The organism is Oceanobacillus iheyensis HTE831 (assembly GCF_000011245.1).
GTDB classification, from domain to species: domain Bacteria; phylum Bacillota; class Bacilli; order Bacillales; family Amphibacillaceae; genus Oceanobacillus; species Oceanobacillus iheyensis.
Window position 1 is genome coordinate 530,936 of record NC_004193.1, and the last position, 21,883, is coordinate 552,818.

At 35.5% G+C, this 21,883-nt stretch carries 21 protein-coding genes; 13 read left to right on the forward strand and 8 right to left on the reverse strand.

Annotation, left to right across the window (positions count from 1 at the left end; genetic code table 11):
* The first annotated feature begins 24 nt into the window (after nucleotides 1-24).
* The 5 genes from OB_RS02720 (at nucleotide 25) to OB_RS02740 (ending at nucleotide 7,753) form a co-directional block, all read left to right on the forward strand.
* Nucleotides 25-3,744 (forward strand): 5'-nucleotidase C-terminal domain-containing protein, encoded by a 3,720-nt coding sequence (locus tag OB_RS02720; RefSeq protein WP_011064903.1) that lies wholly within the window; start codon nucleotides 25-27, stop codon nucleotides 3,742-3,744.
* A gap of 126 nt (nucleotides 3,745-3,870) precedes the next feature.
* Entirely contained in the window at nucleotides 3,871-4,149 is a 279-nt protein-coding gene (locus OB_RS02725; protein ID WP_011064904.1) for a YhdT family protein, read from the forward strand.
* A 43-nt stretch (nucleotides 4,150-4,192) separates the two neighbouring features.
* Nucleotides 4,193-5,629, forward strand: a complete 1,437-nt coding sequence (panF, locus tag OB_RS02730; RefSeq protein WP_011064905.1) for a sodium/pantothenate symporter — start codon at nucleotides 4,193-4,195, stop codon at nucleotides 5,627-5,629.
* Nucleotides 5,630-6,137: 508 nt separating this feature from the next.
* Entirely contained in the window at nucleotides 6,138-6,977 is an 840-nt protein-coding gene (locus tag OB_RS02735; RefSeq protein WP_011064906.1) for a DUF4097 family beta strand repeat-containing protein, read from the forward strand.
* A gap of 32 nt (nucleotides 6,978-7,009) precedes the next feature.
* On the forward strand, nucleotides 7,010-7,753 hold the full coding sequence (locus OB_RS02740; protein WP_011064907.1) for a DUF4097 family beta strand repeat-containing protein: 744 nt from the start codon (nucleotides 7,010-7,012) through the stop codon (nucleotides 7,751-7,753).
* 218 nt (nucleotides 7,754-7,971) lie between these two features.
* Here OB_RS02740 and OB_RS02745 read toward each other — a convergent pair whose 3' ends face one another.
* The 5 genes from OB_RS02745 to OB_RS02765 form a co-directional block, all read right to left on the reverse strand.
* A complete protein-coding gene (locus tag OB_RS02745; protein WP_011064908.1) occupies nucleotides 7,972-9,957 on the reverse strand; it encodes an acetoacetate--CoA ligase in 1,986 nt (661 codons plus the stop codon).
* A 238-nt stretch (nucleotides 9,958-10,195) separates the two neighbouring features.
* A complete protein-coding gene (locus tag OB_RS02750) occupies nucleotides 10,196-11,332 on the reverse strand; it encodes a conserved virulence factor C family protein (protein WP_011064909.1) in 1,137 nt (378 codons plus the stop codon).
* A 14-nt stretch (nucleotides 11,333-11,346) separates the two neighbouring features.
* The gene (locus tag OB_RS02755; RefSeq protein ID WP_011064910.1) at nucleotides 11,347-11,871 is read right to left on the reverse strand and encodes a type 1 glutamine amidotransferase domain-containing protein; all 525 of its coding nucleotides are present in this window, start codon (nucleotides 11,869-11,871) and stop codon (nucleotides 11,347-11,349) included.
* Between the two features lie 108 nt (nucleotides 11,872-11,979).
* Nucleotides 11,980-12,225, reverse strand: a complete 246-nt coding sequence (locus tag OB_RS02760) for a hypothetical protein (RefSeq protein ID WP_011064911.1) — start codon at nucleotides 12,223-12,225, stop codon at nucleotides 11,980-11,982.
* Between the two features lie 85 nt (nucleotides 12,226-12,310).
* The gene (locus OB_RS02765) at nucleotides 12,311-12,766 is read right to left on the reverse strand and encodes a YueI family protein (protein WP_011064912.1); all 456 of its coding nucleotides are present in this window, start codon (nucleotides 12,764-12,766) and stop codon (nucleotides 12,311-12,313) included.
* 157 nt (nucleotides 12,767-12,923) lie between these two features.
* On the opposite strand from OB_RS02765, the gene OB_RS02770 reads away from it, so the two are divergent.
* The gene (locus tag OB_RS02770; RefSeq protein ID WP_011064913.1) at nucleotides 12,924-13,883 is read left to right on the forward strand and encodes an MBL fold metallo-hydrolase; all 960 of its coding nucleotides are present in this window, start codon (nucleotides 12,924-12,926) and stop codon (nucleotides 13,881-13,883) included.
* 90 nt (nucleotides 13,884-13,973) lie between these two features.
* Here the strand turns inward: OB_RS02770 and OB_RS02775 are convergent, their stop codons facing one another.
* The 3 genes from OB_RS02775 to OB_RS02785 all read right to left on the reverse strand — a co-directional run bounded on the left by OB_RS02775 (nucleotide 13,974) and on the right by OB_RS02785 (nucleotide 15,735).
* Nucleotides 13,974-14,369: a VOC family protein gene (locus tag OB_RS02775; RefSeq protein ID WP_011064914.1), complete on the reverse strand. Its 396-nt coding sequence runs from the start codon at nucleotides 14,367-14,369 to the stop codon at nucleotides 13,974-13,976.
* Nucleotides 14,344-15,153 carry an exodeoxyribonuclease III gene (locus OB_RS02780; protein WP_011064915.1) on the reverse strand — a complete coding sequence of 270 codons (810 nt, stop codon included), beginning with the start codon at nucleotides 15,151-15,153 and terminating at the stop codon, nucleotides 14,344-14,346. Before OB_RS02780 ends, OB_RS02775 begins: the two co-directional genes overlap by 26 nt.
* Before the next feature lie 147 nt (nucleotides 15,154-15,300).
* Nucleotides 15,301-15,735 (reverse strand): hypothetical protein, encoded by a 435-nt coding sequence (locus tag OB_RS02785; protein WP_011064916.1) that lies wholly within the window; start codon nucleotides 15,733-15,735, stop codon nucleotides 15,301-15,303.
* Between the two features lie 231 nt (nucleotides 15,736-15,966).
* Between OB_RS02785 and OB_RS02790 the strand changes: the two genes are divergently transcribed.
* From OB_RS02790 to OB_RS02820, 7 genes are all read left to right on the forward strand, one after another.
* Complete coding sequence (locus OB_RS02790; protein WP_011064917.1) at nucleotides 15,967-16,344, forward strand: GntR family transcriptional regulator; 378 nt, start codon at nucleotides 15,967-15,969, stop codon at nucleotides 16,342-16,344.
* Between the two features lies 1 nt (nucleotide 16,345).
* Nucleotides 16,346-17,035: an ATP-binding cassette domain-containing protein gene (locus tag OB_RS02795; protein ID WP_011064918.1), complete on the forward strand. Its 690-nt coding sequence runs from the start codon at nucleotides 16,346-16,348 to the stop codon at nucleotides 17,033-17,035.
* 17 nt (nucleotides 17,036-17,052) lie between these two features.
* Nucleotides 17,053-17,862: a hypothetical protein gene (locus tag OB_RS02800; protein ID WP_231846982.1), complete on the forward strand. Its 810-nt coding sequence runs from the start codon at nucleotides 17,053-17,055 to the stop codon at nucleotides 17,860-17,862.
* A gap of 6 nt (nucleotides 17,863-17,868) precedes the next feature.
* Nucleotides 17,869-19,050, forward strand: coding sequence for a hypothetical protein (locus OB_RS02805; RefSeq protein WP_011064920.1), 1,182 nt, complete (start codon nucleotides 17,869-17,871; stop codon nucleotides 19,048-19,050).
* A 474-nt stretch (nucleotides 19,051-19,524) separates the two neighbouring features.
* On the forward strand, nucleotides 19,525-20,073 hold the full coding sequence (gene ectA, locus OB_RS02810; RefSeq protein WP_041544082.1) for a diaminobutyrate acetyltransferase: 549 nt from the start codon (nucleotides 19,525-19,527) through the stop codon (nucleotides 20,071-20,073).
* The gene (ectB, locus tag OB_RS02815) at nucleotides 20,073-21,353 is read left to right on the forward strand and encodes a diaminobutyrate--2-oxoglutarate transaminase (protein WP_011064921.1); all 1,281 of its coding nucleotides are present in this window, start codon (nucleotides 20,073-20,075) and stop codon (nucleotides 21,351-21,353) included. Before ectA ends, ectB begins: the two co-directional genes overlap by 1 nt.
* A 15-nt stretch (nucleotides 21,354-21,368) precedes the next feature.
* Entirely contained in the window at nucleotides 21,369-21,755 is a 387-nt protein-coding gene (locus OB_RS02820; RefSeq protein WP_011064922.1) for an ectoine synthase, read from the forward strand.
* The last annotated feature ends 128 nt before the right edge of the window (nucleotides 21,756-21,883 follow it).

Consider the following 21,883-nt stretch of genomic DNA (forward strand, 5'->3'; position numbering starts at 1 on the left):
AAAAAATGGTAACGGAGGGGACGTATGAAACAGGTGAAAAGATCGCTTAGTATGTTCATGATTTTCGCATTAATTATGATGAATGTAACACCAGCGTTATCAGTATATGCTGAAAGTGCTACAAATGTAGATACAGTCGCAGAAGATTTAATTCTTTCGGAGTACGTGGAAGGAACTTCATTTAATAAAGCGATTGAAATCTTTAATGGTACAGGAGAAGCAGTGGATTTATCGAATTATTCTATCGAATTATATAGCAATGGAGCTTATTCTGCTAGTCAGTCTTTATCACTATCAGGCACTTTGGCTAATGGTGATGCGTACGTTTTAGCCCATCCGAGTGCAGATCAGGCAATCTTAGATCAAGCTGATGTAACAAATGGCTCTGTTATTAATTTTAACGGTGATGATGCAGTAGCTCTATTAAATAATGAAGAGAAACTAGATGTAATTGGTGAAATTGGACAACGAACCAATTTTGGACAAGATGTTACGTTGGTTCGGAATGCATCAGTCATCGCACCAAGTACAACATTTAATGTAGAAGATTGGACGGATTACAGTCAAAATACGTTCGCGTATATCGGTTCTCATACAATGGATGGTACTCCGGGAGATCCTGAAGATCCTGAAGAACCAGGTGACCCAGAAGAACCAGATCCAGGTCAATTACCTATTTCCGATGTTCGTGATCTCCCAGATGGAGAAGTAGTTACCGTAGAAGGAATTGTTACAGCTGATAATCAAGCAATTAGTAATGGCAGCCAATTTACTACATATATCCAAGACGAGACGGCTGGTATTAATCTATTTGCTTTTGAACAAGGTGAAATCTCTGATGTTACAAAGGGTGACAAAGTTGTCGTAACAGGAGAACTTGCTACCTATAATGGGTTAAAAGAAATTGTACCGAATTCATTAGAAGTGATTGACTCGGGGTTAGATTTACCAGAAGCACAAACAATAACTTTAGAGGAATTACAAGATGAAGAATTGGCTGAATCACTAGAAGGGCAGCGAGTTCAAGTCAATGGTTACATTCGGTCCATTCCAGATAGTCCTGCCGGCGGTGGGTATAATATTACAGTTACAGATGCAGATTTTAATGGTACAACGCTTCGTGTAATGGAAAATGCACTTGATATTTCTGAAGTGGAACCAAACACTTGGTATGATATTACAGCTGTTGTAAGTCAATACAATACGTATCAATTAATTCCTACAGAGCAAGCAGATATTCAAATTGCAGAAGAACAGCCAGAACCGCCTTCTTCTGAAGGGTATTATGAGACTACAGTAGAAAGTGTAACAGATGGTGATACCATCCGCGTAGCTGAGCCTGTATTTGGGGAAAAACGTGTCCGATTTGTAAATATGGATACTGCAGAAACATATGCTGCCCATAATGATGACCCGGAACGTGATGAAATAAATGATAACCAGAAATACTATGGAGATTTAGCAACGGATTATATAGGGGAACTCATTCAACCAGGTGATGAGATTTATCTAAAAGTCGGAGATAAACCAACAGATGACTATGGAAGAATTCTTGCAGAAGTTATCCGTAAAGATGATGGTTTAAATGTAAATTTAGAAATGGTAGAAGCTGGATATGCATCCACGTACTTTATTGCGCCAATTGATGAAGAAGCTTATCCGGAGTATCAACAAGCAGTAAAAGAAGCAAAGGATGCTGAATTAGGAATTTGGAATCCAGAGAACCCACTTCTAGAATTGCCATTTGTTTTCCGAGCAAATGACGATCAAAAAGGGTTCCAACGATATGTTGGAAACTCAGATACGATGGAGTATGTAGTCCCGGATAATTGGGCAGATGTTCCAGTGGAGCATCGAATCTTTTTCTCTAGTCCGGAAGAAGCTGAATCTTATGGATATACACCGGTAAGCGGTGATGGAGGAGATTCTTCTGAGGAAACGTTAGATCTACAGCTAATTAGTATGAATGATTTACATGGGAAGATTGACCAGGAATACATGTTAGATTTAGAAGGAAATGGTGAATCCGAGTTATATGGAAGAATGGATTATACAGCTGCTGCAATCAAAGAGCATCAAGAAGGAAATGAACATTCGATGCTTGTTCATGCAGGAGATATGATAGGTGGAAGCTCTCCAGTATCAGGTTTATTACAGGATGAACCAACGGTAGAGATTATGAATGCGATGGGTTTTGATGTTGGTGCTGTTGGAAATCATGAATTTGATGAAGGTTTACCTGAACTCCTTCGAATGATTGAAGGTGGAGATCATCCAGAAGGAAAAGGGACAGAAGGCTATGAAGGCATGGATTTTCCATCCCTTTGCGCGAATTGCGTATATGAAGATACTGGTGAAACTTTCTTACCACCGTATATTATTGAAGAAGTAGATGGTGAACAAATTGGATTTATTGGAGTAAACACACAAGAAACGGTCAATATGGTTATGCCATCTTCATTAGAAAATGTAGAGTTTACGGATGAAACAGAAGCTGTAAATGATGCAGCGGAAGAATTAACGAGTCAAGGTGTAGAAGCGATTATCGTGTTAGCACATATGCCAGCTACTCAAAATGGCGATGATGCTACAGGAGCTGCAGCTGATTTAGCACGAAATGTAAATGACGCTGTTGATGTAATCTTTGCTGGACATAATCATGTGGAGAATAATGTATTAGTGGATGACAAATTAATTATCCAGGCAAATGAATACGGAAAAGCATTTGCGGATGTGCAATTAGTTTTAGATCGCGAATCCGGCGATATTATTGAAAAAGAAGCAGAAATTGTTTATGTAAAACAGAGTGATTACACGCCAGATGCAGAAGTCGCTGCGATTTTAGATAAATATGCGGAAGAAATTGCCCCGATTATAAACGAAGTGATTGGTTATAATGCGCAAGACTTAACGGGTGATTATACAAATGATGGCGATCATGGATTAGGAAACTTAATATCTGATGGTATGAACGAAGCAATGGATAGTGATTTTGCCTTTATGAATGGCGGAGGGATAAGAGATGATCTCTTAGCAGGCGATGTCACTTGGGGAGATTTATACAATATCCAACCATTTGGAAATACGTTAATGACCGTAGAAGTTACTGGTAATGACATATATGAAATATTAAATGAACAAATTCATCCAGAATATGGTCCTGATTATAGTGTTAGTGGTTTGCATTATACTTGGAACCCGGAATTAGGAGAGGTGATTAATGTTACTTTTCCTGATGGCACACCAATTGATTTGGAAGAAACATATGTCTTAACAGTTAACAACTACATGGGAACTTCAGAAGGGCCGATTAAGGACCTTGGAGAAAATCCTACGATGGGCCCTGCCGACATTGATGCTACAGTTGAATTCATTCAAGCAATGGGTAGCTCCGAAGCAAACCCAATTGTATATGAGGCAGAAGGAAGAATTACACAAACAGATGAAGAACCAGGTGACCCGGAGGATCCTAGTGAACCAGATCATATTATAGAAGCTATACCAGATAGAGGTTTATTAGCATTTGTTCGAACAAGAGATCTTTTGTTTATAGAAGATGGATCGGATGTAGTAATCGATATCTCGAATGAAAGTAGACTACGCATGCTTTTATTGACATTGCCTCAAGTATATATTTTAAAAAATAAGGAAGTAACACTTCATGTCACGAATGGTGAAGAAACAAAGACATTTGATATGGCAGAAGAAAAATTAAGAACTATGTTAGTCTTGCTAACGAAATAACGATAAAGTCGAATTTACCTGTAGAGAACTGTTAATTTCTCTACAGGTTTTTCGTATTTACAAGAGGATAGAAGTTACCTTATAGTAATGATAGTAGTTTTCTATGATAAGGTAGGAGATCAAAACATGATAAAACAAAAACAAAGCATAGATGCAAGGTTTAAAGTAGCGAATAGAGAAGCTTTAATCGGAGTAGGTTTAGTTATATTTAATTTTATTTGGTGGTTCGGTTTTGCCTATGGATTGGGAAGTAAAAATCCAGAAGAGTATTCGTATATAGTAGGATTTCCAGCTTGGTTCTTTTATAGTTGCATTCTTGGATTTATAGTAATGGTCACATTGACCGTCATAGCAGTTAAATTCTTTTTTAAAGATATACCACTTGATGATACAGAGGAAAATTAATCTTAATACCGGGTCAATGGGTTAGAGTGAGGAGAAAAATGTAATGAATTGGGAAGCAGTTATACCATTATTCCTATTAATTTTTATCATTTTTTTAGTTGGAATGTGGTCAAGTAAATTTGTGCGGAATACAGATTCATTTGTTCAAGAATATTTTCTTGGGGGCAGGAGCTTAGGTGGGTTCATATTAGCGATGACGCTTGTAACTACTTATGGAAGTGCAAGTAGTTTTCTTAGTGGTCCAGGAACTGCTTATAATGAAGGATTAGGTTGGGTTCTTTTATCCATGACTCAATTAGCTACAGGTTATTTTGTGTTAATGGTATTAGGTAAACGATTTGCGATTGTTACTCGAAAATACAAAGCAGTAACTATTGTAGATTTTTTAAAAGAAAGATATCAATCCAAATGGGTCGTTTTATTATCTTCATTTAGTATACTGATATTCTTATTTTCTGCAATGTCTGCACAATGGATAGGTGGAGGTAGGTTAATTCAGTCGCTTACTGGTATGTCTTACCTTTCTGCATTATTTATATTTTCTGCTGCAGTACTTATCTATGTGATTGTAGGGGGATTCCGAGCAGTTGCAATTACAGATGGAATTCAAGGAATTATTATGTTTTTAGGTACATTAATATTGCTAATTGCTGTAATTGTTGCAGGTGGAGGAGTTCCACAAATTATGGAAGACTTACGTGCAGAAAATATGAATCTTATAACACCTTTTGGCGCGGATGGTGGATTAACACCTGCATTTGTATCTTCCTTTTGGATATTAGTCGGTGTGGGAGTTATTGCCCTACCACAAATTGCAGTAAGAGCAATGTCATATAAAAACTCGCGATCACTTCATAGAGCCATTATTATTAGTACGATTGTAGTTGGATTTATAATGTTAAATATGCACTTAATTGGCGTGCTCGGTAGACCAGTAATGCCTGGAATTGAAGTAGGTGATACCGTTATGCCATTACTTGCTCAAGAAGTGCTACCTGGCTGGCTAGCTGGAATTGTATTGGCAGCACCTATGGCAGCTATCATGACAACCGTTAATTCATTATTGTTAATGGTTAGTTCCACGATTATAAAGGATGTATATTTAAATTATATTGAAAAAGAAGCTACAGATAAAAAAGTGCGTGGTTTGAGCATGGGGGTGACTGCCCTTATCGGAGTTATTGTTATAGTTATGTCGCTACAACCACCTGATCTAATTATCTGGTTAAATCTATTCTCGATGGGTGGCTTAGAAGCAGCTTTTATTTGGCCGATTGTATTGGGGTTATATTGGAACCGAGGCAATAAATATGGCGCAATAGCTTCCATGATAACAGGTGTGTCTAGTTATATTATTTTTGAAAGTTTCTTTCCACAACCATTCGGAATGCATTCTGTTGTAACGTCGATAACTATTGCTTTAATAGCTTATATCATTGGAAGTTTATCTAAACAACATCCAGTATCACAAATGAGTTAAATAGTAGTTTCTATATTACTTTTAAATCTTACTTTTAAGTATCTCTCAAAAACGAGCGATACTTTTTTTATTGCTTAGGAAACTATACAATTTGAATGCTATGGATAACTTAGTTACAGGAACAGCCACGTCCAGCTCCAGCGCCCAACGACTAGCGATCCTTCCTCACCTTCGTACGGTAATTAACATCGGCTTTTTACGGTCGCCGTGTTTCCTTTATCTCCTGCGGCTCAGTCCAGTCCGTACGTCGCTAAACGGGCGCTTGCGCTTTTGTTCTTAGGAAAGTCAATTCTTGTGTACAATCCGAATGCTGCGATAGTTGATTTTCATTACAGACGGGCGTTTATGCTTTTGTTCTGGATTAAGAGAAACGCCGGAGTGAGCGTGGAAAATCACTATCGGATTCCTTTATAAAATAGTATCAGACTGAAGTCGTAGGATAAATCCATCTTGAGAGGTTTGTTATTGTTAAAATATTCGATATAATTAATGTTAAGGAGGTAACAGGATGTTATTTTTTAAATCGTCAAAGCAAATAAAGGAACAAAAAAAGTTGATGAACAATCATATTGAGACAATTATTATTCAATCTGGCTGGGCAGACGTTAATATTTATACGCATAAAGAAAATTATATCTCCTTATTTCTAACTTCCATTGAAAATGGACCGTATTGGATTGTTGAAGAGAATCAAGATCAATTACGACTAACAATAGAACCTGGAATAAGAAGGTTGCATTTTCGATTTAATCAAACCATTAAATTAGATGTATATGTTCCCGAACAAAATAATATAAACTGGGAAGTTGAAGCGGACTCTGGAAGTGTTTATTTTTACAAACAAGTTGTTCAAAATATTATGTTGAGAGTAGGATCTGGAAACTTCAAAGGCAACGATCTTACAGTAAATAATGCTTTCGTAGAGGTTGGTACAGGTGAAGTAAATATCAATCATTTCAATGGGGAAAATCTTCAGTTAGTAGGTGGGTCTGGAGATATTAAATTAGTGGATGTTACTTGTAATAGGATTATGTCCAAAATAGGGTCAGGTAGTTTGAGGTATAATCATGTTCGGTATAAAGAAATGATTTCAGAAGGTGGATCAGGTGATGTATTTTTGGAGAATTTTCAAGGGGATACGAAGATGAAAGTAGGGAGTGGGGATATAGAAGTAGTATTAGATGAAAGACCAAATTTAAAATGTGAGTTACAAGCTGGCAGTGGAACAATTATAACCGATACCGGCCATATATCTGATGGGAAAATCCATAAAGATTATGGTGAAGCAAAATATGTATTAGCATTAACCAGTAGGTCGGGTGATGTAGTGGTGAAGCAGAAATTTTAATAGGAAGGAATATATACAGAGGAGTGGTATAGATGATAGGGAGAAAGGCAGAAATGGAACGAATCACAAAATTAATAAACGGTAATGAAGTAAAAGAGATACAGATAGATATCTCGGTATCAAATATTACAGTGGAGCCATATGAAGGGAATGATATTGAACTTACTTATACACAAAAAATCGATAAACCATTGTGGGATATACATGTTCAAGAAGGGATTTTATCTATTCATTTACAACATAAAAATACAATTATACGAAGAACCGAAGACTATAAATTAAAAATTAAATTACCTCGTGAATTTATCTTAGCTGGATCCATAAACAACGGTGTCGGTCATATTAGAATCGCTGAAATTATAATCGGCGAGTTTACTATACAATTAGGATCGGGTGGGGTTCATTGTGAAAAGGTAGAAGCAAATAATCTGAGCATGCATGTTGGGGCAGGGAATATACGGCTTCGACATATACACGCAACAAATCTTGATGCTCAAACGGGAACTGGATCTATCTCAACGAAAGACATAAAAGGGAATACAGATTTAAATAGTGGAGTAGGTAATATAAATATAGCGTTAGAAAAAGATGCTAATATTAAATTAGATTTATCGACAGGTATTGGAAAAGTAATTCGAGATGGATGGTCAGAGTCTAGTTCTGCAATTGGAAATACGAGTATACTACAAAGAGAAGAAGAGCATGGTATATGTGCTGTGACGGGTGTTGGAAACATAAAGGTGCATAAAGAGTCAGAAACAGTTGGTAATTTGTAATCTAGTTGTGGAGGTTATGATGATCATTCGTATGTATGAATCTAGTGATACAGAATGATGTGATGCTGATAAGTGATATTAGGAGGAAAATATTATAATAAAATCGAGGTTGGGCTTGTCATATAAAGTGTGTAAGTCCCTGTTTACTCATAAACCAAAAAAAGGAATAGCTCCCAACTGATTTTTGTTGGCTACTATTCCAAGTTTTTTGTTCTAATTCAGACGCTGGAATTCCATTCTCTGGCTAAGTTAATAAAATATTCAATAGCACTTTCGTTGATAAGCGATCCTTTATTCATTACTTGCTCAAAACTTTCGCCCATTAATATTTTCTTTATAGGAACTTCAATCTTTTTGCCATTTAATGTTTTAGGCAATTCCTTCACTTCAAACATATGAGTAGGCACATGTCTTGGTGAACAGTGCGTTTTTAAGTTATTTTTAATAGAGTTTTTCACTTCATCTGTGAAAGGCTTACTATTTTTCATTACTACAAACAAAGGAGTAATCGAGTCTCCGTTGGTTTGAGGTAAATCTATCATTAAACTATCTTCTACTTCTTCGATTTGATCAACTGCTCGATAGATCTCACTTGTACCAATACGAATACCTCCGCGATTGATTGTTGCGTCCGAACGACCATAGATAATAGAAGTGCCTTTTTCCGTGATTTTTATATAATCACCGTGACACCAGACCCCGCGATAAGTGTCAAAATAGCTATGATACATTCGCATACCATCATCGTCATTCCAGAAGAAGATCGGCATACATGGAAATGGTTTTGTTAGTACTAACTCGCCAATTTCATTAACTAATGAATTTCCATTTGAATCAAAACTTTCCACTTTTGCTCCTAGACCACTACACTGCAATTCACCCGCATATACTGGTAGAGTTGGAGAGCCAAGTAAAAAGGCCGTACAAACATCGGTTCCGCCACTAACAGAAGATACCCAAATATCTTTTTTTACATGAGTATAACACCATTGAAACCCTTCAGGAGGTAACGGAGATCCAGTCGAACTTATGTTTTTTAAAGCAGAAAGATCAAATTCTTCTTCTGGGTGGATATCTTTCTTCATCGAAGAAGTTATGAAACTGGCACTGGTTCCAAATACAGTCATTTTTGTATCCTCAGCAAACTTCCATAAGAAACGTTCATCTGGGTAGGATGGACTTCCATCGTATAAAATAATACAGCTACCATTAAGGAGCCCGCCAACAAGAAAATTCCACATCATCCATCCGGTTGTAGTAAACCAGAAAAATCGAGAATTCTGATCTAAATCGAGATGTAAGTGAGTGGCTTTTAGATGCTCGAGTAACATACCACCCTGACTATGAACGATTGCTTTCGGCTTTCCTGTTGTACCAGATGAATAGAGTACCCAAAGTGGATCATTAAAGCCGACAGGTGTAAAGGTTAGTTCTAAGGGTTTACTAGTGTGCACTGCATCTTTCCATGTTATTGGTTGTTTTAAATTAGAAAAATCTGTATCGGCATGCAAGTAAGGGATCGCAATCGTAGCTTCTAAAGAAGGTATTGTTGATTGAATCTCTTCAATAATCGCCATTCGATCAAAGCTTTTACCACCATATTGATAGCCATCTATGGTAATCATAACTTTAGGTTCAATTTGCTGGAATCGCTCGATAACACTTTGTTTACCAAAGTCAGGAGATGCACTGGACCAAATTGCTCCGAGACTAGAAGTAGCTAGAAAAGCGACCACAGTTTCATAAATATTAGGAGCATAACTAACTACTCGGTCTCCTTTTGTTACACCGATATTCTTAAGTGTAAGTTGAAGAGCAGTCGTATCTTGATAAAGTTGTTGCCAGGAAATTTCTTGCTTTCCTCTTGTTTCTGAAGCATGTATGATGGCAGGGTTGGAATTATCTTTATGCTTAAATACATGTTCTGCATAATTGACTTTCGCTTCTTTAAACCATCTAGAACCAGGCATTGATGTACTTGATATTACATGTTGATAAGGGTGGTGAGAAATTACATTAAAGTATTCCCATATCGTTTCCCAAAAAGAACTAATATCGTCTACTGACCATTTCCACAAAGAAGCATAATCGTTCAAATGAAGTTGTTTATTGTTTGCTAGCCATTGTTGATATGCATACATATTTGATTGTTTAATTTGTTGGTCGCTTGGTTCCCATAATAATGTACCTTCTTCTACTTTCACACTCTTTTCCCCCTTTAACTCTAAACTCTTTATATATTATTATATGAAAACGTTTTCTTTACGTAAAGGGTACTTTTAACCCGCATGTATGAAGATTTCTTCAAGACTACGACGGATAGTCTAAGAAGATTAAAGAGGATAATCTGTACGTAAATGTCCGATTCAAGAGCCTGCAGACCCTGATTTTCTATTACTGCAGAACAGCGGAAACTTCACTGAAAAAAGGCTGATTTTATAATCAGCCTTTTTTCGTAGCTTGTGTCATTTGGTGCCATACAGATCCTTTGGCTTCCTTGCCACCTTGAATTCGTTCAAGCGCCATATTTATTTGCATTCTAACCTCAAATTCAGGGTCATCTACAGCATCTTGAAGTGGAGCAATAGCTGATTCATCTCCAACTTCATATAGAAACATGGCCGCACGCCAACGAACTAATTGGCTTTTATCTTTCAATGTCGTAATCATTTTTGGTGTAGCTTCTGCAAATCCAAGGTCAGAAATACAATCACCAGCTGTACGTCTTACATTAATAGCTTTATCTTCTAACGCTATATAAAGCAAAGGTAGTACTTTTTTATCTTCAATCATGCCAAGGTAGGCCGTTGCAAGACGTCGAATTGATGACTTTTCATCGTGAAGTGCTTTTTCTAACAGATCTAGATCATCGATAGTCGGATCTAGTCGGTCTAAAGCAGCATAGCGATTTTTCCAATTCGGATCATCCATCTTTTCGATGGGTACAGTTTGATAATATCCAGAACTTTGTTCGGTTTTATCCGCTTGGAATGCCAAATTGACAAGTGTTTGAAGTCTTTCTTCGTCATAGCTAGCTTTTAATTCCTCAACAACTTCCTCGCCAATTTCGTCTATATTACCGTATCTCGGATGTTGTTCCACCCACTTACGATCCATAATTACATTTGTAGATGCTGGTGAAGCATCCATGACGGCATTTGTGAAAATCTCAGGTAATCCAAATCGCTTCTCTTCATCATCTTCTTCAAGCTTTACTTGCATCGGAATACCAAGGAACATTTGAATAAAAACATGGACTTCTCCAAAACCATCTTGTTGCTCAGTGGAAGGTGTAATATTTGGAATTTCCAATCCCTCTGTTGTACCCAAAACTTCACGTACTTGTGGCAATAATTCTTCCCACGGTGTCTTCGGATGTCTCGCTAACGCAATAAAATCTACCACACGGTAAATATTTTTAACCCCTGTTAATGCAAATAATTCCTGTACATAGTTAGGTGCATTAGTCAAATCATCTTTTTCATTATAATTATACGTTTCTTCTGGAGGTAGAGACTCACTCAAATTAATCTTCATTGAATGTGGGCTAGGTGTTGGTTCAATAGAAACAATTTTCATAACCAATATACCTCCTATTTATTTGCTAGTACGTTAATAAATTCTCGTAAATAATCTGGTAGATCTGGTGGACGACGACTTGATACTAAATGTTCATCCACAACGACAGGTTCATCCACCCAAGTTGCTCCAGCATTTGTCATATCATCTTTAATCCCAGGTGTACTTGTTACTGTTTTTCCGTTAAGGATATTTGCAGATATAAGCACCCAGCCAGCGTGACAAATTTGACCAATTGGTTTCTTGGCTTGATTCATATTACGAACCATATCAAGAACTTCTGGGAATCTACGTAGCTTATCTGGTGCCCAACCGCCAGGTACTAGAATTGCATCGTAATCAGCATCGTTTACATCCGTAAATGCAAAGTCAGATTCTACGGGCACACCATACTTGCCAATATATTTGTGATTTGCTTCTTTTCCAATAAGATCGACCTGTGCTCCTTCTTCTCGTAACCGGAGGACAGGATACCATAATTCTAAATCTTCAAAGTCATGATCAACAAGTGCTAATACTTTTTTATTTTTTAATTGCATCGTTTTATTCCTCCATTCTATGTATAAGTTTAACAGACGTGGTCTCAGATGACGATTAGAATGATTAAGGATATGCTTAAGAAAGCATAAAAAAACGGTTGGAATAAATCAACCGTTATATTCTGCATATTTAATAAAGCTTTGTTCTTCTTCAATAAGTCCGCATGCAGCACATTGTACCTTTAATTTAGGACCTTTATATAATTGATGAAACACTTCAACGTTTTCATCGGTATAAGCGTTAATTGTTTCACCAGTTTGCGGGTCCATCTTTACCGGAGTGGCATGCTGTTCAATTAAATTAAATCTAGAGCGGTTCGTCTTACAATTAGGACATCGGTATGCATGTGTCACTATATCACCTCCATCAGTAGTATTCCTTTGATGGAGGATTTTATCCCGTGTGGAACAGATACTCTAACTTTTGCCTAGTGATTAATTAGCTAAACCAAGATTTGATCCGTTCCACTATTCCTTGATCCTTTTGGTCATCTTTTTCTACGCTGTCTGATTTTTCTTGGTCTTCGTCATTAGAAAGGTAGATATCTTCTTTATCAATTGCATGATCGTAAGTTAATACGGCTCCAATTTCTGTTTGATGTTCTTGATTACTAATAGTTGTATGTGAAATCTTATATTTATCAGCTAGATCTCTTTCTTGTTTTAAGAATTTATACGCTACGCTTCCATTCATTAATAATGTGGAATTTGGATGTTTTTTCATTTCTGTTTCTAACTTTTCTAATCCACGGTCGGACATCACTTCACCAATTGTTAAAGCAAGAATCACACGTTCACGTAAAGTACCTAAAAAGTGTTTACGTTCAGCCTCTTTTGGTAAACGTGTACCATACATGCCTTCTTGTAAATAGTCATCTACATTTTTTTTCGTCATATGTTTTCATCCTTTATATATCATTACTGCTATTGATAATGTACACCATTATTGTATGTAATAACAAAGAAAATCTATCAAAGAATTTTCTAAAGGAAAAAGCATATATGATACTATAAACGTAATGGAATACAAACTGGTAGGAGGTCTAAGGGAGATGAAAAGAAATAATAAAAGGCCAATTTCATTAGGAAATGGTATCTCGCTGATAGATGGATATGATCTAGATGTAGAGAGTAGGACAGGTATTTATGTTTTGGAGGAAGAAGAACTAACGATTATTGAGACAGGCCCAAGTCCATCAGTACCGTATATCAAAGAAGGAATAGAAGGTTTAGGACATGATTTAACAGGAGTGAAATATATCATTCTTACACATATTCATTTAGATCATGGCGGTGGTGCAGGTCGGCTACTACAATTATGTCCAAATGCAACAGTAATTGTGCATCCAAAAGGAAAGCGACATTTAATTGATCCGAAGAAGTTAGCCGCAGGAGCAAGAGCTATTTATGGAGAAAGTTTTTCTGATTTGTTCGATCCAATTATCCCAGTGCCTGAGGATCGTATTATTATAAAGACAGAGGGAGACAGCCTGACTATAGGTCCAGCCCGTAAACTTGAATTTTGGGATACTCCTGGACATTCGCGACATCATTTAGGGATTTATGATCCAGTGAGTAATGGGATGTTTATTGGAGATACTGCTGGAATTCGTTATGAACAGCTAGTACCACATGGTATTGATTATTTCCTGCCATCTACATCACCTAATCATTTTGATCCTGTTGCAATGAGAGCCTCTATTGAACGCATGCGTAAGAAAGACTTGGATTACATTTACTTTGGCCATTTTGGTGCTACAGAATTAGTTAATCAAACGTTTAATCAAGTTTTATTTTGGCTCGATATTTTTGTAGAGGAAGGCGAGAGAGCCGTTGCAGAGGAGAAAGGATATGATGCGATAGCTAAAGGCTTGCTGGAAAAAGTGCAAGCAGATTTACAGGATAAAGGTATACCAGATGATCATAAAGTATATACAATTATTAATCTGGATCTACAAGTGAGTGCTTTAGGAATTATTGATTATTTACAAAAGCAATTGCGTGAAAAGTAGTCCATTAATTAAAATAAAAAACCCGACTCTACCTAAGCTTAAAAAATTCAGGTGAAGTGGGGTTTTTCTTTAAGTTTATATGATCACTGGCTATGAAGGAGCGACAATCTCTACTTTAATGCGATCAGGATCTTCAAAATAAATAGCGTAGTGATTCGGTCCGCCAGCAAAAGGATGGCGATCTTGATACAGAATAGGGATTTGTTTTTCCTTCAATTGTTCTGTTAGTGTATCAACATGTTCTTTTGATGTGGCGTGGAAAGCGATATGATTTAGACCTACCCTGCGACGGTGATAACAAATATCTAAAAATTTATCTTCAGCCTGGACAAATACAATATAGGATTGATCTAGCTTCCAACTTTGACCTTTATCCCATTTTTGGTAAGAATCATATCCAAGATCTTCTAATAACCATCCCCAGAATTCTTGAGATTGTCGTAAGTTGGAAACATAAATTTCAATATGATGTATAAGTCCTCTCATCTTCGCCAACTCCCTGTTGTAGTAATTGTTTTTCATCTATGACAAGTCCAATAGGGCAATGATCACTTCCTAAAACAGAAGAATGTACTTCCGATTTTTTAAGAGCTGGAATTAGTTGCTCTGAGACAATGAAATAATCGATTCGCCATCCTATATTTCGTTCACGAATCGTTTTCATATAAGACCACCAAGTAAAGATGTCGTCTGCTTCTGGATGAAAATGACGAAGTGTATCGACAAATCCGGCATCTAGTAATCGCGACATTTTACTTCTTTCTTCTTTTGTAAACCCTGAATTTCCATGATTCGTCTTATCGTTTCGTAGATCAATTTCATGATGAGCGACATTCAAGTCCCCACAATAAACTAGAGGTTTTTTCTTATTTAATTTCTGCAAATAGTCAAATAAACGATCTTCCCATTCTAGGCGATCTTCTAATCGGGTTAAATCACGCTTGGAGTTTGGAGTGTAGACATTGACCAAATAAAATGATTCATATTCTAAGGTAATAATTCTACCTTCTGGTTCGTAGTTATTGGAATCGATCCCATAAAAAACATGAAGTGGCTCCCATTTGGTGAAGATGGCTGTACCCGAATAACCTTTTCGTTCAGCATAGTTCCAATATTGATAATATCCATCTAAATCTAATTGAATTTGACCTTCTTGTAATTTTGATTCTTGTATGCAAAAGAAATCTGCGCCCATTTCTTGGAAAAAATCTAAAAAACCTTTTCTAACGCAAGCTCGTATCCCGTTTACATTCCACGATATAAAATGCATATCAGTTCTTCCTTCCTCATTAATCTGTTAGTTATTTTATCATAATTCGTTTTTTCCCTGTTGAAATCACTATTATTTTGTAAAATAACATTTCCCGGGAAATATGTTGTCGAATGGCTTTAGACAAAAAAAGAGAAAAGAAGAGAGTTATTTACTATATTTATCTATTAATAGAGTATGTATCCTGTTAAACGCTAATAAGATATGTAAATAAATGTTAGCTGCGATAATTCCAAACAAAAGAAATATCATGAACTCACGTAAATCAAATGGTCCATCATCAATAACAAATAATACACCAATGATGATGCAAGCTGCTAATGAATACAAACTGAGTTGTAATAAATAACGTACAAAATTAGATGAAATATAAATCCTCTTAATAATCATATCAATTACTAAAGATATAATAGCACCTGCAACAAACGGAGGGATGCTAAACATAAATACGAAACCAAATGTCTCCCAAAAACCGAAGTAATATGTATTAGGTGCACGTTGGGAAACAAATATATAAGAAGCCCATGAATAAAGTGTACTGAATAATATAATTGCCAATATTGTCGTATGTAATCTCTTCATGATATCTATCCTCCTATTACTATCTATTTCATAACCAATTTTATCTTATGTGATTAATGAATCAATGAAAATAATTAAGAATTTCACTTATCGGAGTTAGTTTTTAAAAAATTAAAAATTTAACTTGTATTCTTAGTGTATTAAGCATATAATACATCGTGTAAGTGTATTATGTGGTTAATACACTAAAAGAATCCGTTTGCTGGTTTCAAAGATGAAGGAGAGAAAGCAATGAAATTGCAATTCAATAAACGCGAACCTGTTTATATTCAGGTGAAAAGACATCTAAAAGAACAGATTGCAACTGGAAAATTAAAACCTGGAGAAGAAATCCCTTCACGTAGAGAGTTGGCTAGTCAATTAGAAATCAACCCAAATACTGCTCAACGAGCGTATAAAGAAATGGAGGAAGAAGGATTGATATATACAGAAAAGAACCTTCCTAGCTGTGTTACTTCTGATTCAAAGAAGATAGAAGGAATTAGAGAAGATCTTATTAATAATGCAATTGAACAATTTTTACATGCAATAGAGCCTATCCATTTATCTAAAGAAGAAATTATAGAACGTATTAAGAACCAATATGATGTTACGCGTGGGAGGGATTAGAATGATTGAACTAACGGATGTATATAAGCGGTTTGGAAGAAAGTCAATCCTAAACGGGGTTACGTTTCAAGCAAAAAAGAGTGAAATAACCTGTTTGATCGGGATTAATGGATCTGGAAAAACGACTATACTGCAATCGATCATGAATCTTACTCCAATTAGTAAAGGGAAGATTACCATTGATGGAGATTTATTAAATAAGTACACATATGAAAAACTTACGTATATTCCGGATACCATTACGTTATTACCAAGAATGAAAATTAAGGAAGCATTTATGTTTATGAATGATTTCTATTTAAATTGGAATCAAAAGCGTGCGGATGAGATGTTAAAGTTCTTTAAGCTTGATCGAGAAGATAGAATTATGAATCTCTCTAAAGGAAATAAAGCAAAGGTGAATATGCTTATGGGTCTTGCGATGGATACGGATTATATTCTCATGGATGAACCTTTTTCTGGAATCGATATCTTTAGCAGAGAACAAATTGCTGATGTATTTACTAGCCATCTCGTTGAGGACAGAGGAGTTATTATTACAACACATGAAATTAGTGATATTGAACATCTAATTGACAAGGCTATTTTAATAGATGATGGAGTAGTTGTGAAAGAATTTAATACAGAGCAAATGCGAGAAGATGAAGGAAAATCTGTAGTTGATGTAATGAGAGAGGTGTATCACAGTTGAGGAATTTTGCTAAATTAGTGAACTTTGAATTTAGACGATTTTTGCCGATATTTTTAGCTTTATCCGGAGTTTTGATAGTTGTACAAATAATTGGGGTCTTTATTGTTTCAAATTCTTATAAAAATAATCTAGAAATAAATTATATTTCAGGTTTAATGGACAAATCAGAATATATTAGCCAATATGGGTTGATTTCCATGCACCAAATTACAAACAATATATTCTTTTTAGGTGCGATTGCCTTAGTTGTTGTGTCTTTACTAATCTATTTGCTTTTCATTTGGTATAGAGATTGGTTTGGAAAGAATACCTTTGTGTACCGACTGCTTATGCTGCCAACGAATAGAATGAATATCTTCTTTTCTAAAGCTAGTTCTATATTGATATTCATATTTGGTTTTGTGGTGCTGCAAATCTTAATGATACCGATGCTCCACTTTATATTAGAGTTATTGGTTCCCATAGACTTTCGTCTTGATTTATCTTTAACGGATATTATTTTAGGTAATCAGGCATTGTCCTTGTTTGTACCGACTTATTATGTTGATTTTATTATTTATTATGTCATAGGAATTATATCCATGTTCGTTATCTTTACAATGATTCTTATGGAAAGAAGCTTTCGGTTATTAGGTTTTGGAATGGTTATTGTATATGGTGGTTTAATTATTTTGTTACTTATTTCTCCTGATATTCTCCAGGTATTAACGAATGATTATTTTTATTGGATGGAAGTTCAAATTATGCGAGGGGCATTACTCATACTGATTGGTGGATTATCGCTTTGGTTAAGTAACTACTTATTGAATAAGAAAATAAGGGTGTGATCTTAAATGAATCATTTAAAAAGGTATTGGGGTATTTGGAGTATATTATTAGCCATTGTAGTCATTATTACAACTTATTATGCACAAATTGATCATACTCCAATAGGTTTAGAGTGGAAAAAAACTTCAGGTGATTATTCTGAATTAGACAATATGGATATTGTGGGTTCTACTTCAACAGTAAATCAATCCGTAATGTATAGACTATCAACAAATAAATCAAAAGATAATCTTCAACAAGATATTGTAGGAGCTAATTTTATTGATTCGAGATTAAATATTTATAATCACCAGCAATTGAATGAATATATAAATGAATACAAATCATTTATGCGAGGAAAACCATTATTTATTGAATTATATGAGGAAACAAATGAGTATGTTATTTTTGCGGACATTAAAGAAGAGAAATTGATGGTGGAAGTATTATACAAGGAAAATAAGGAAGTTAATAAGATGGAATTTCCACTGGAACATTTAGAAAGTGCGTATGTGCATATTTCCTCTTTAAACTATAACGATAATCAGTTATATATGATTCTTGGTTATGAAAAGGAAACCAGCGAAAATGGATTTCCTATCATGAATTATAAATCCATTCGAATAGACCTTGATCAAGAAAAAATAGTTGAAGAAAAACAAATAGTTGAAAATAACAATAAGCAAAAGGAAGTTGAACTAGAATTCTTAGATAGCTTTATACAAGAAAACAAAGAATACTATTTAATTGTGGAACGTACGTATAATCTAATTGAAGAAAGCGCTGAATCACAAAATTACCAAAATACAAATACTGCTCATAGACTATATTTATATGACGCAGAAGCAGGAGAGCAGGTAGAATTACCAGAAATAATTACAGAGAATTCTGCCCCAGTTTTATATGAAGGAAATGTTTTATTCGTGAAAGAAGAGGGCGGTAAATTAAGTATGGAATTATTTGATATTGATACAGAAGAGATAGAGACAGTAAGTCAGGTGGAAGTAGAGAGTCCATATAGTATTCCAATGTTAGAAGTGCGAGGTGAAAATGCATATCTATTATATTCTCCAAATGAAGGTAGAAACAAAATTATGTTGAATGTTACCAATATTAATACTTTCTACAATGTATTTACTGGAGAGTTAATCGTAAATCAGTCAAAAATAGAAGGTGAAGTTTATGCAGATTGGATGGAATTTTATTAATTATTACTGAAGCCTTTTAAAAATGTATGTTTGCATTGATACAGGTGACGATGCAGGTATACGATAATTCACATATATTATATTGAATCTAGACAAGATTTGTCATAGATCAACTTCCAACAACCCATGAATAGGAGAAACCGAAATCGTCGGTTTCTCCATTTTTTTATGTTCTAGAAATTATAAAATTAAGCAGTAGAACGCGTACGCTAGCAATTTTATTCTGTATAGATAAAAAATCGCCTATATAATAAGGATGTTATTAGATGGAAATTTTTAGGTTATCCAAATTTTTAACTATTTGGCACGATTTGGGACTATTTAATAAGCGATGGCATCTAAACGAAGCTCAGTCCATTTAATGGGCATTAATCGCTATTAATCACGATTAATCCGTTTTGACGAATTGGTAAATTATTTATATTCTAAAAGACGTGATTGTTCAAATAATTTGGAGGTGAAAGCATCACTACGATTTTAGATGTTGCTGAAAAGTTAAAGGTAGATACGGATGAGTATTACTTTAGAAGACCAACAAAAGAAGATGGGGGTCCCGTTTGGGAGCTAGTTAGAGAGATAGGAAATTTAGATTTAAATTCATCGTATAGTTATGTATTATGGTGCGAAGTTTTCGCAGAATCTTCCATCGTCGTAGAGCATAAAGAAACACAACAAATTGTCGGATTTATTTCGGGATTTATGCATCCTGAAAAGGAAGATACCCTCTTTATATGGCAGGTTGCCGTTTCTTCAACACAAAGAGGAAAAGGATTAGCAACCAAGATGCTACTTCAATTACTTGAGTGGAACGAGTCGGTTAATTTTATTGAGGCAACAGTTGCCCCTTCAAATAAACCATCCAATTACTTGTTCCTAGGATTAGCAAGAAAAATTCATACAAACTGGAAAATAAGCGATTATTTTAAAACAGATCATTTTCCAGCTAAAGATGAAGAACATGAAGAGGAACTACTTTTTAGAATAGGGCCAATGAGAAAAAATAAAAATAAAAGGATGATATAATGACAACGATTGTTGATAAAGCCCGGAATGATATGGCAGTATTTGAAGAAATGGAATCAGCGGTAAGAAGCTATAGTCGCGGATGGCCAGTAGTATTTGAAAAAGCGAAAGGCTATAAGCTGTGGGATAAAAATGGAAATGAGTATATTGACTTCTTTGCTGGGGCAGGTGCACTAAATTATGGCCATAATCCAAGTGAAATGCAAAAAGTCATGATTGATTATATACAAAATGATGGTGTTATTCATAGTCTTGATATGGCTACGGCACCGCGTAAAAAATTCTTAGAGTCATTTAATGAAATAATTTTAAAACCACGTAATATGGATTATAAAGTAATGTTCCCTGGTCCTACAGGTACGAATACGGTTGAAAGTGCTTTAAAAATTGCTCGTAAAGTAACAGGACGAGATACGGTAATTGGTTTTACAAATGCGTTTCACGGAATGACAATCGGTTCCCTATCGGTTACAGGTAATTCCTTTAAACGTAATGGAGCTGGAATACCGTTAAATCATGCAATTTCTATGCCATTTGATCAATATGTAGATGAGCAAGATTCAATTGCATATATTGAACGTTTCCTAGAGGATTCTGGAAGTGGAGTAGCACTACCAGCTGCATTTATTCTAGAAACAGTTCAAGGAGAAGGTGGAATTAACGCTGCCCGTCTTGAATGGGTGAAAAAAATAGAAGAAATTTGCAGAAAATGGGATATTCTACTAATCATTGATGATGTCCAGGCAGGATGTGGAAGAACGGGTACATTCTTTAGCTTTGAAGAAGCAGGAATCAACCCAGATATAGTTTGCCTGTCAAAATCAATTGGTGGAGTTGGGTTGCCAATGGCAATCACATTGATTAAACCTGAATTTGATCAATGGGGACCTGGTGAACACAACGGTACATTCCGTGGAAATAACCTTGCATTTTTAGCAGCTACAGAAGCATTAAACAATTGGAAAACGGATGCATTCTCTCAAAATATTAAGAAAATGAGTTCTCTATTCCAAGAGAGAATGAAACGCATCGTAGAAAAGTTTCCTGAATTAAATGCAGATTTAAGAGGTAGAGGCTTAATGCTTGGTATTGGGGTTCATGTAGATGGACTTGCAGGCGAAATTTGCGCGGAAGCATTTTCTAGAGGTTTAATTCTTGAGACATCCGGAGCGAAGGATGAAGTTGTTAAATTCCTTCCGCCATTAATTATTGATGAAGATGGTATTGAAAAAGGAATGGACATCTTAGAAGAAAGTATTCAAGCAGCACTAGAGAAATAAGGAGGAATTTTAATCATGATCGTAAAATCATTAGAAGACATTCAAGGTACAGAGGATCATCAAAAAGGGGAAACATGGGAAAGCAGACGTTTTGTTTTAAATAAAGACAATGTTGGCTTTAGCCTTAACGATACGATTATTAAGGCAGGAACAGAAAGCTACTTCTGGTACAAAAATCATATTGAAGCAGTGTACTGCATCGAAGGTGAAGGGGAAGTAGAGAAAAAAGATACTGGTGAGGTATGGCAGTTGAAGCCAGGAACGATGTATCTTTTAAATGATAACGATAAGCACTATTTACGTGCAAAAACTCAAATGCGTATGGTATGTGTGTTCAACCCTGCGTTAGTAGGAACGGAAACACATGATGAAGATGGGGTATACCCATTATTAGCTGAATAATAAAAGATTAAAAGGACCCTGACTTCTCAAAGGAGGAGGAGGGTTCTTTTTTTTTGAAAATAAAAGGGTTGTAAATTGTGTCAAAAAAGACTACAATTTATATAAACTATCCAGTCAGTTTTAATAAA

Bases quoted from the DNA above. Each gene is read 5' to 3' on its own strand.
- OB_RS02720 (WP_011064903.1), top strand. From the start codon at position 25: ATGAAACAGGTGAAAAGATCGCTTAGTATGTTCATGATTTTCGCATTA.
- OB_RS02725 (WP_011064904.1), top strand. From the start codon at position 3,871: ATGATAAAACAAAAACAAAGCATAGATGCAAGGTTTAAAGTAGCGAAT.
- panF (WP_011064905.1), top strand. From the start codon at position 4,193: ATGAATTGGGAAGCAGTTATACCATTATTCCTATTAATTTTTATCATT.
- OB_RS02735 (WP_011064906.1), top strand. From the start codon at position 6,138: ATGTTATTTTTTAAATCGTCAAAGCAAATAAAGGAACAAAAAAAGTTG.
- OB_RS02740 (WP_011064907.1), top strand. From the start codon at position 7,010: ATGATAGGGAGAAAGGCAGAAATGGAACGAATCACAAAATTAATAAAC.
- OB_RS02750 (WP_011064909.1), bottom strand. From the start codon at position 11,332: ATGAAAATTGTTTCTATTGAACCAACACCTAGCCCACATTCAATGAAG.
- OB_RS02755 (WP_011064910.1), bottom strand. From the start codon at position 11,871: ATGCAATTAAAAAATAAAAAAGTATTAGCACTTGTTGATCATGACTTT.
- OB_RS02765 (WP_011064912.1), bottom strand. From the start codon at position 12,766: ATGACGAAAAAAAATGTAGATGACTATTTACAAGAAGGCATGTATGGT.
- OB_RS02770 (WP_011064913.1), top strand. From the start codon at position 12,924: ATGAAAAGAAATAATAAAAGGCCAATTTCATTAGGAAATGGTATCTCG.
- OB_RS02775 (WP_011064914.1), bottom strand. From the start codon at position 14,369: ATGAGAGGACTTATACATCATATTGAAATTTATGTTTCCAACTTACGA.
- OB_RS02780 (WP_011064915.1), bottom strand. From the start codon at position 15,153: ATGCATTTTATATCGTGGAATGTAAACGGGATACGAGCTTGCGTTAGA.
- OB_RS02785 (WP_011064916.1), bottom strand. From the start codon at position 15,735: ATGAAGAGATTACATACGACAATATTGGCAATTATATTATTCAGTACA.
- OB_RS02790 (WP_011064917.1), top strand. From the start codon at position 15,967: ATGAAATTGCAATTCAATAAACGCGAACCTGTTTATATTCAGGTGAAA.
- OB_RS02795 (WP_011064918.1), top strand. From the start codon at position 16,346: ATGATTGAACTAACGGATGTATATAAGCGGTTTGGAAGAAAGTCAATC.
- OB_RS02805 (WP_011064920.1), top strand. From the start codon at position 17,869: ATGAATCATTTAAAAAGGTATTGGGGTATTTGGAGTATATTATTAGCC.
- ectB (WP_011064921.1), top strand. From the start codon at position 20,073: ATGACAACGATTGTTGATAAAGCCCGGAATGATATGGCAGTATTTGAA.
- OB_RS02820 (WP_011064922.1), top strand. From the start codon at position 21,369: ATGATCGTAAAATCATTAGAAGACATTCAAGGTACAGAGGATCATCAA.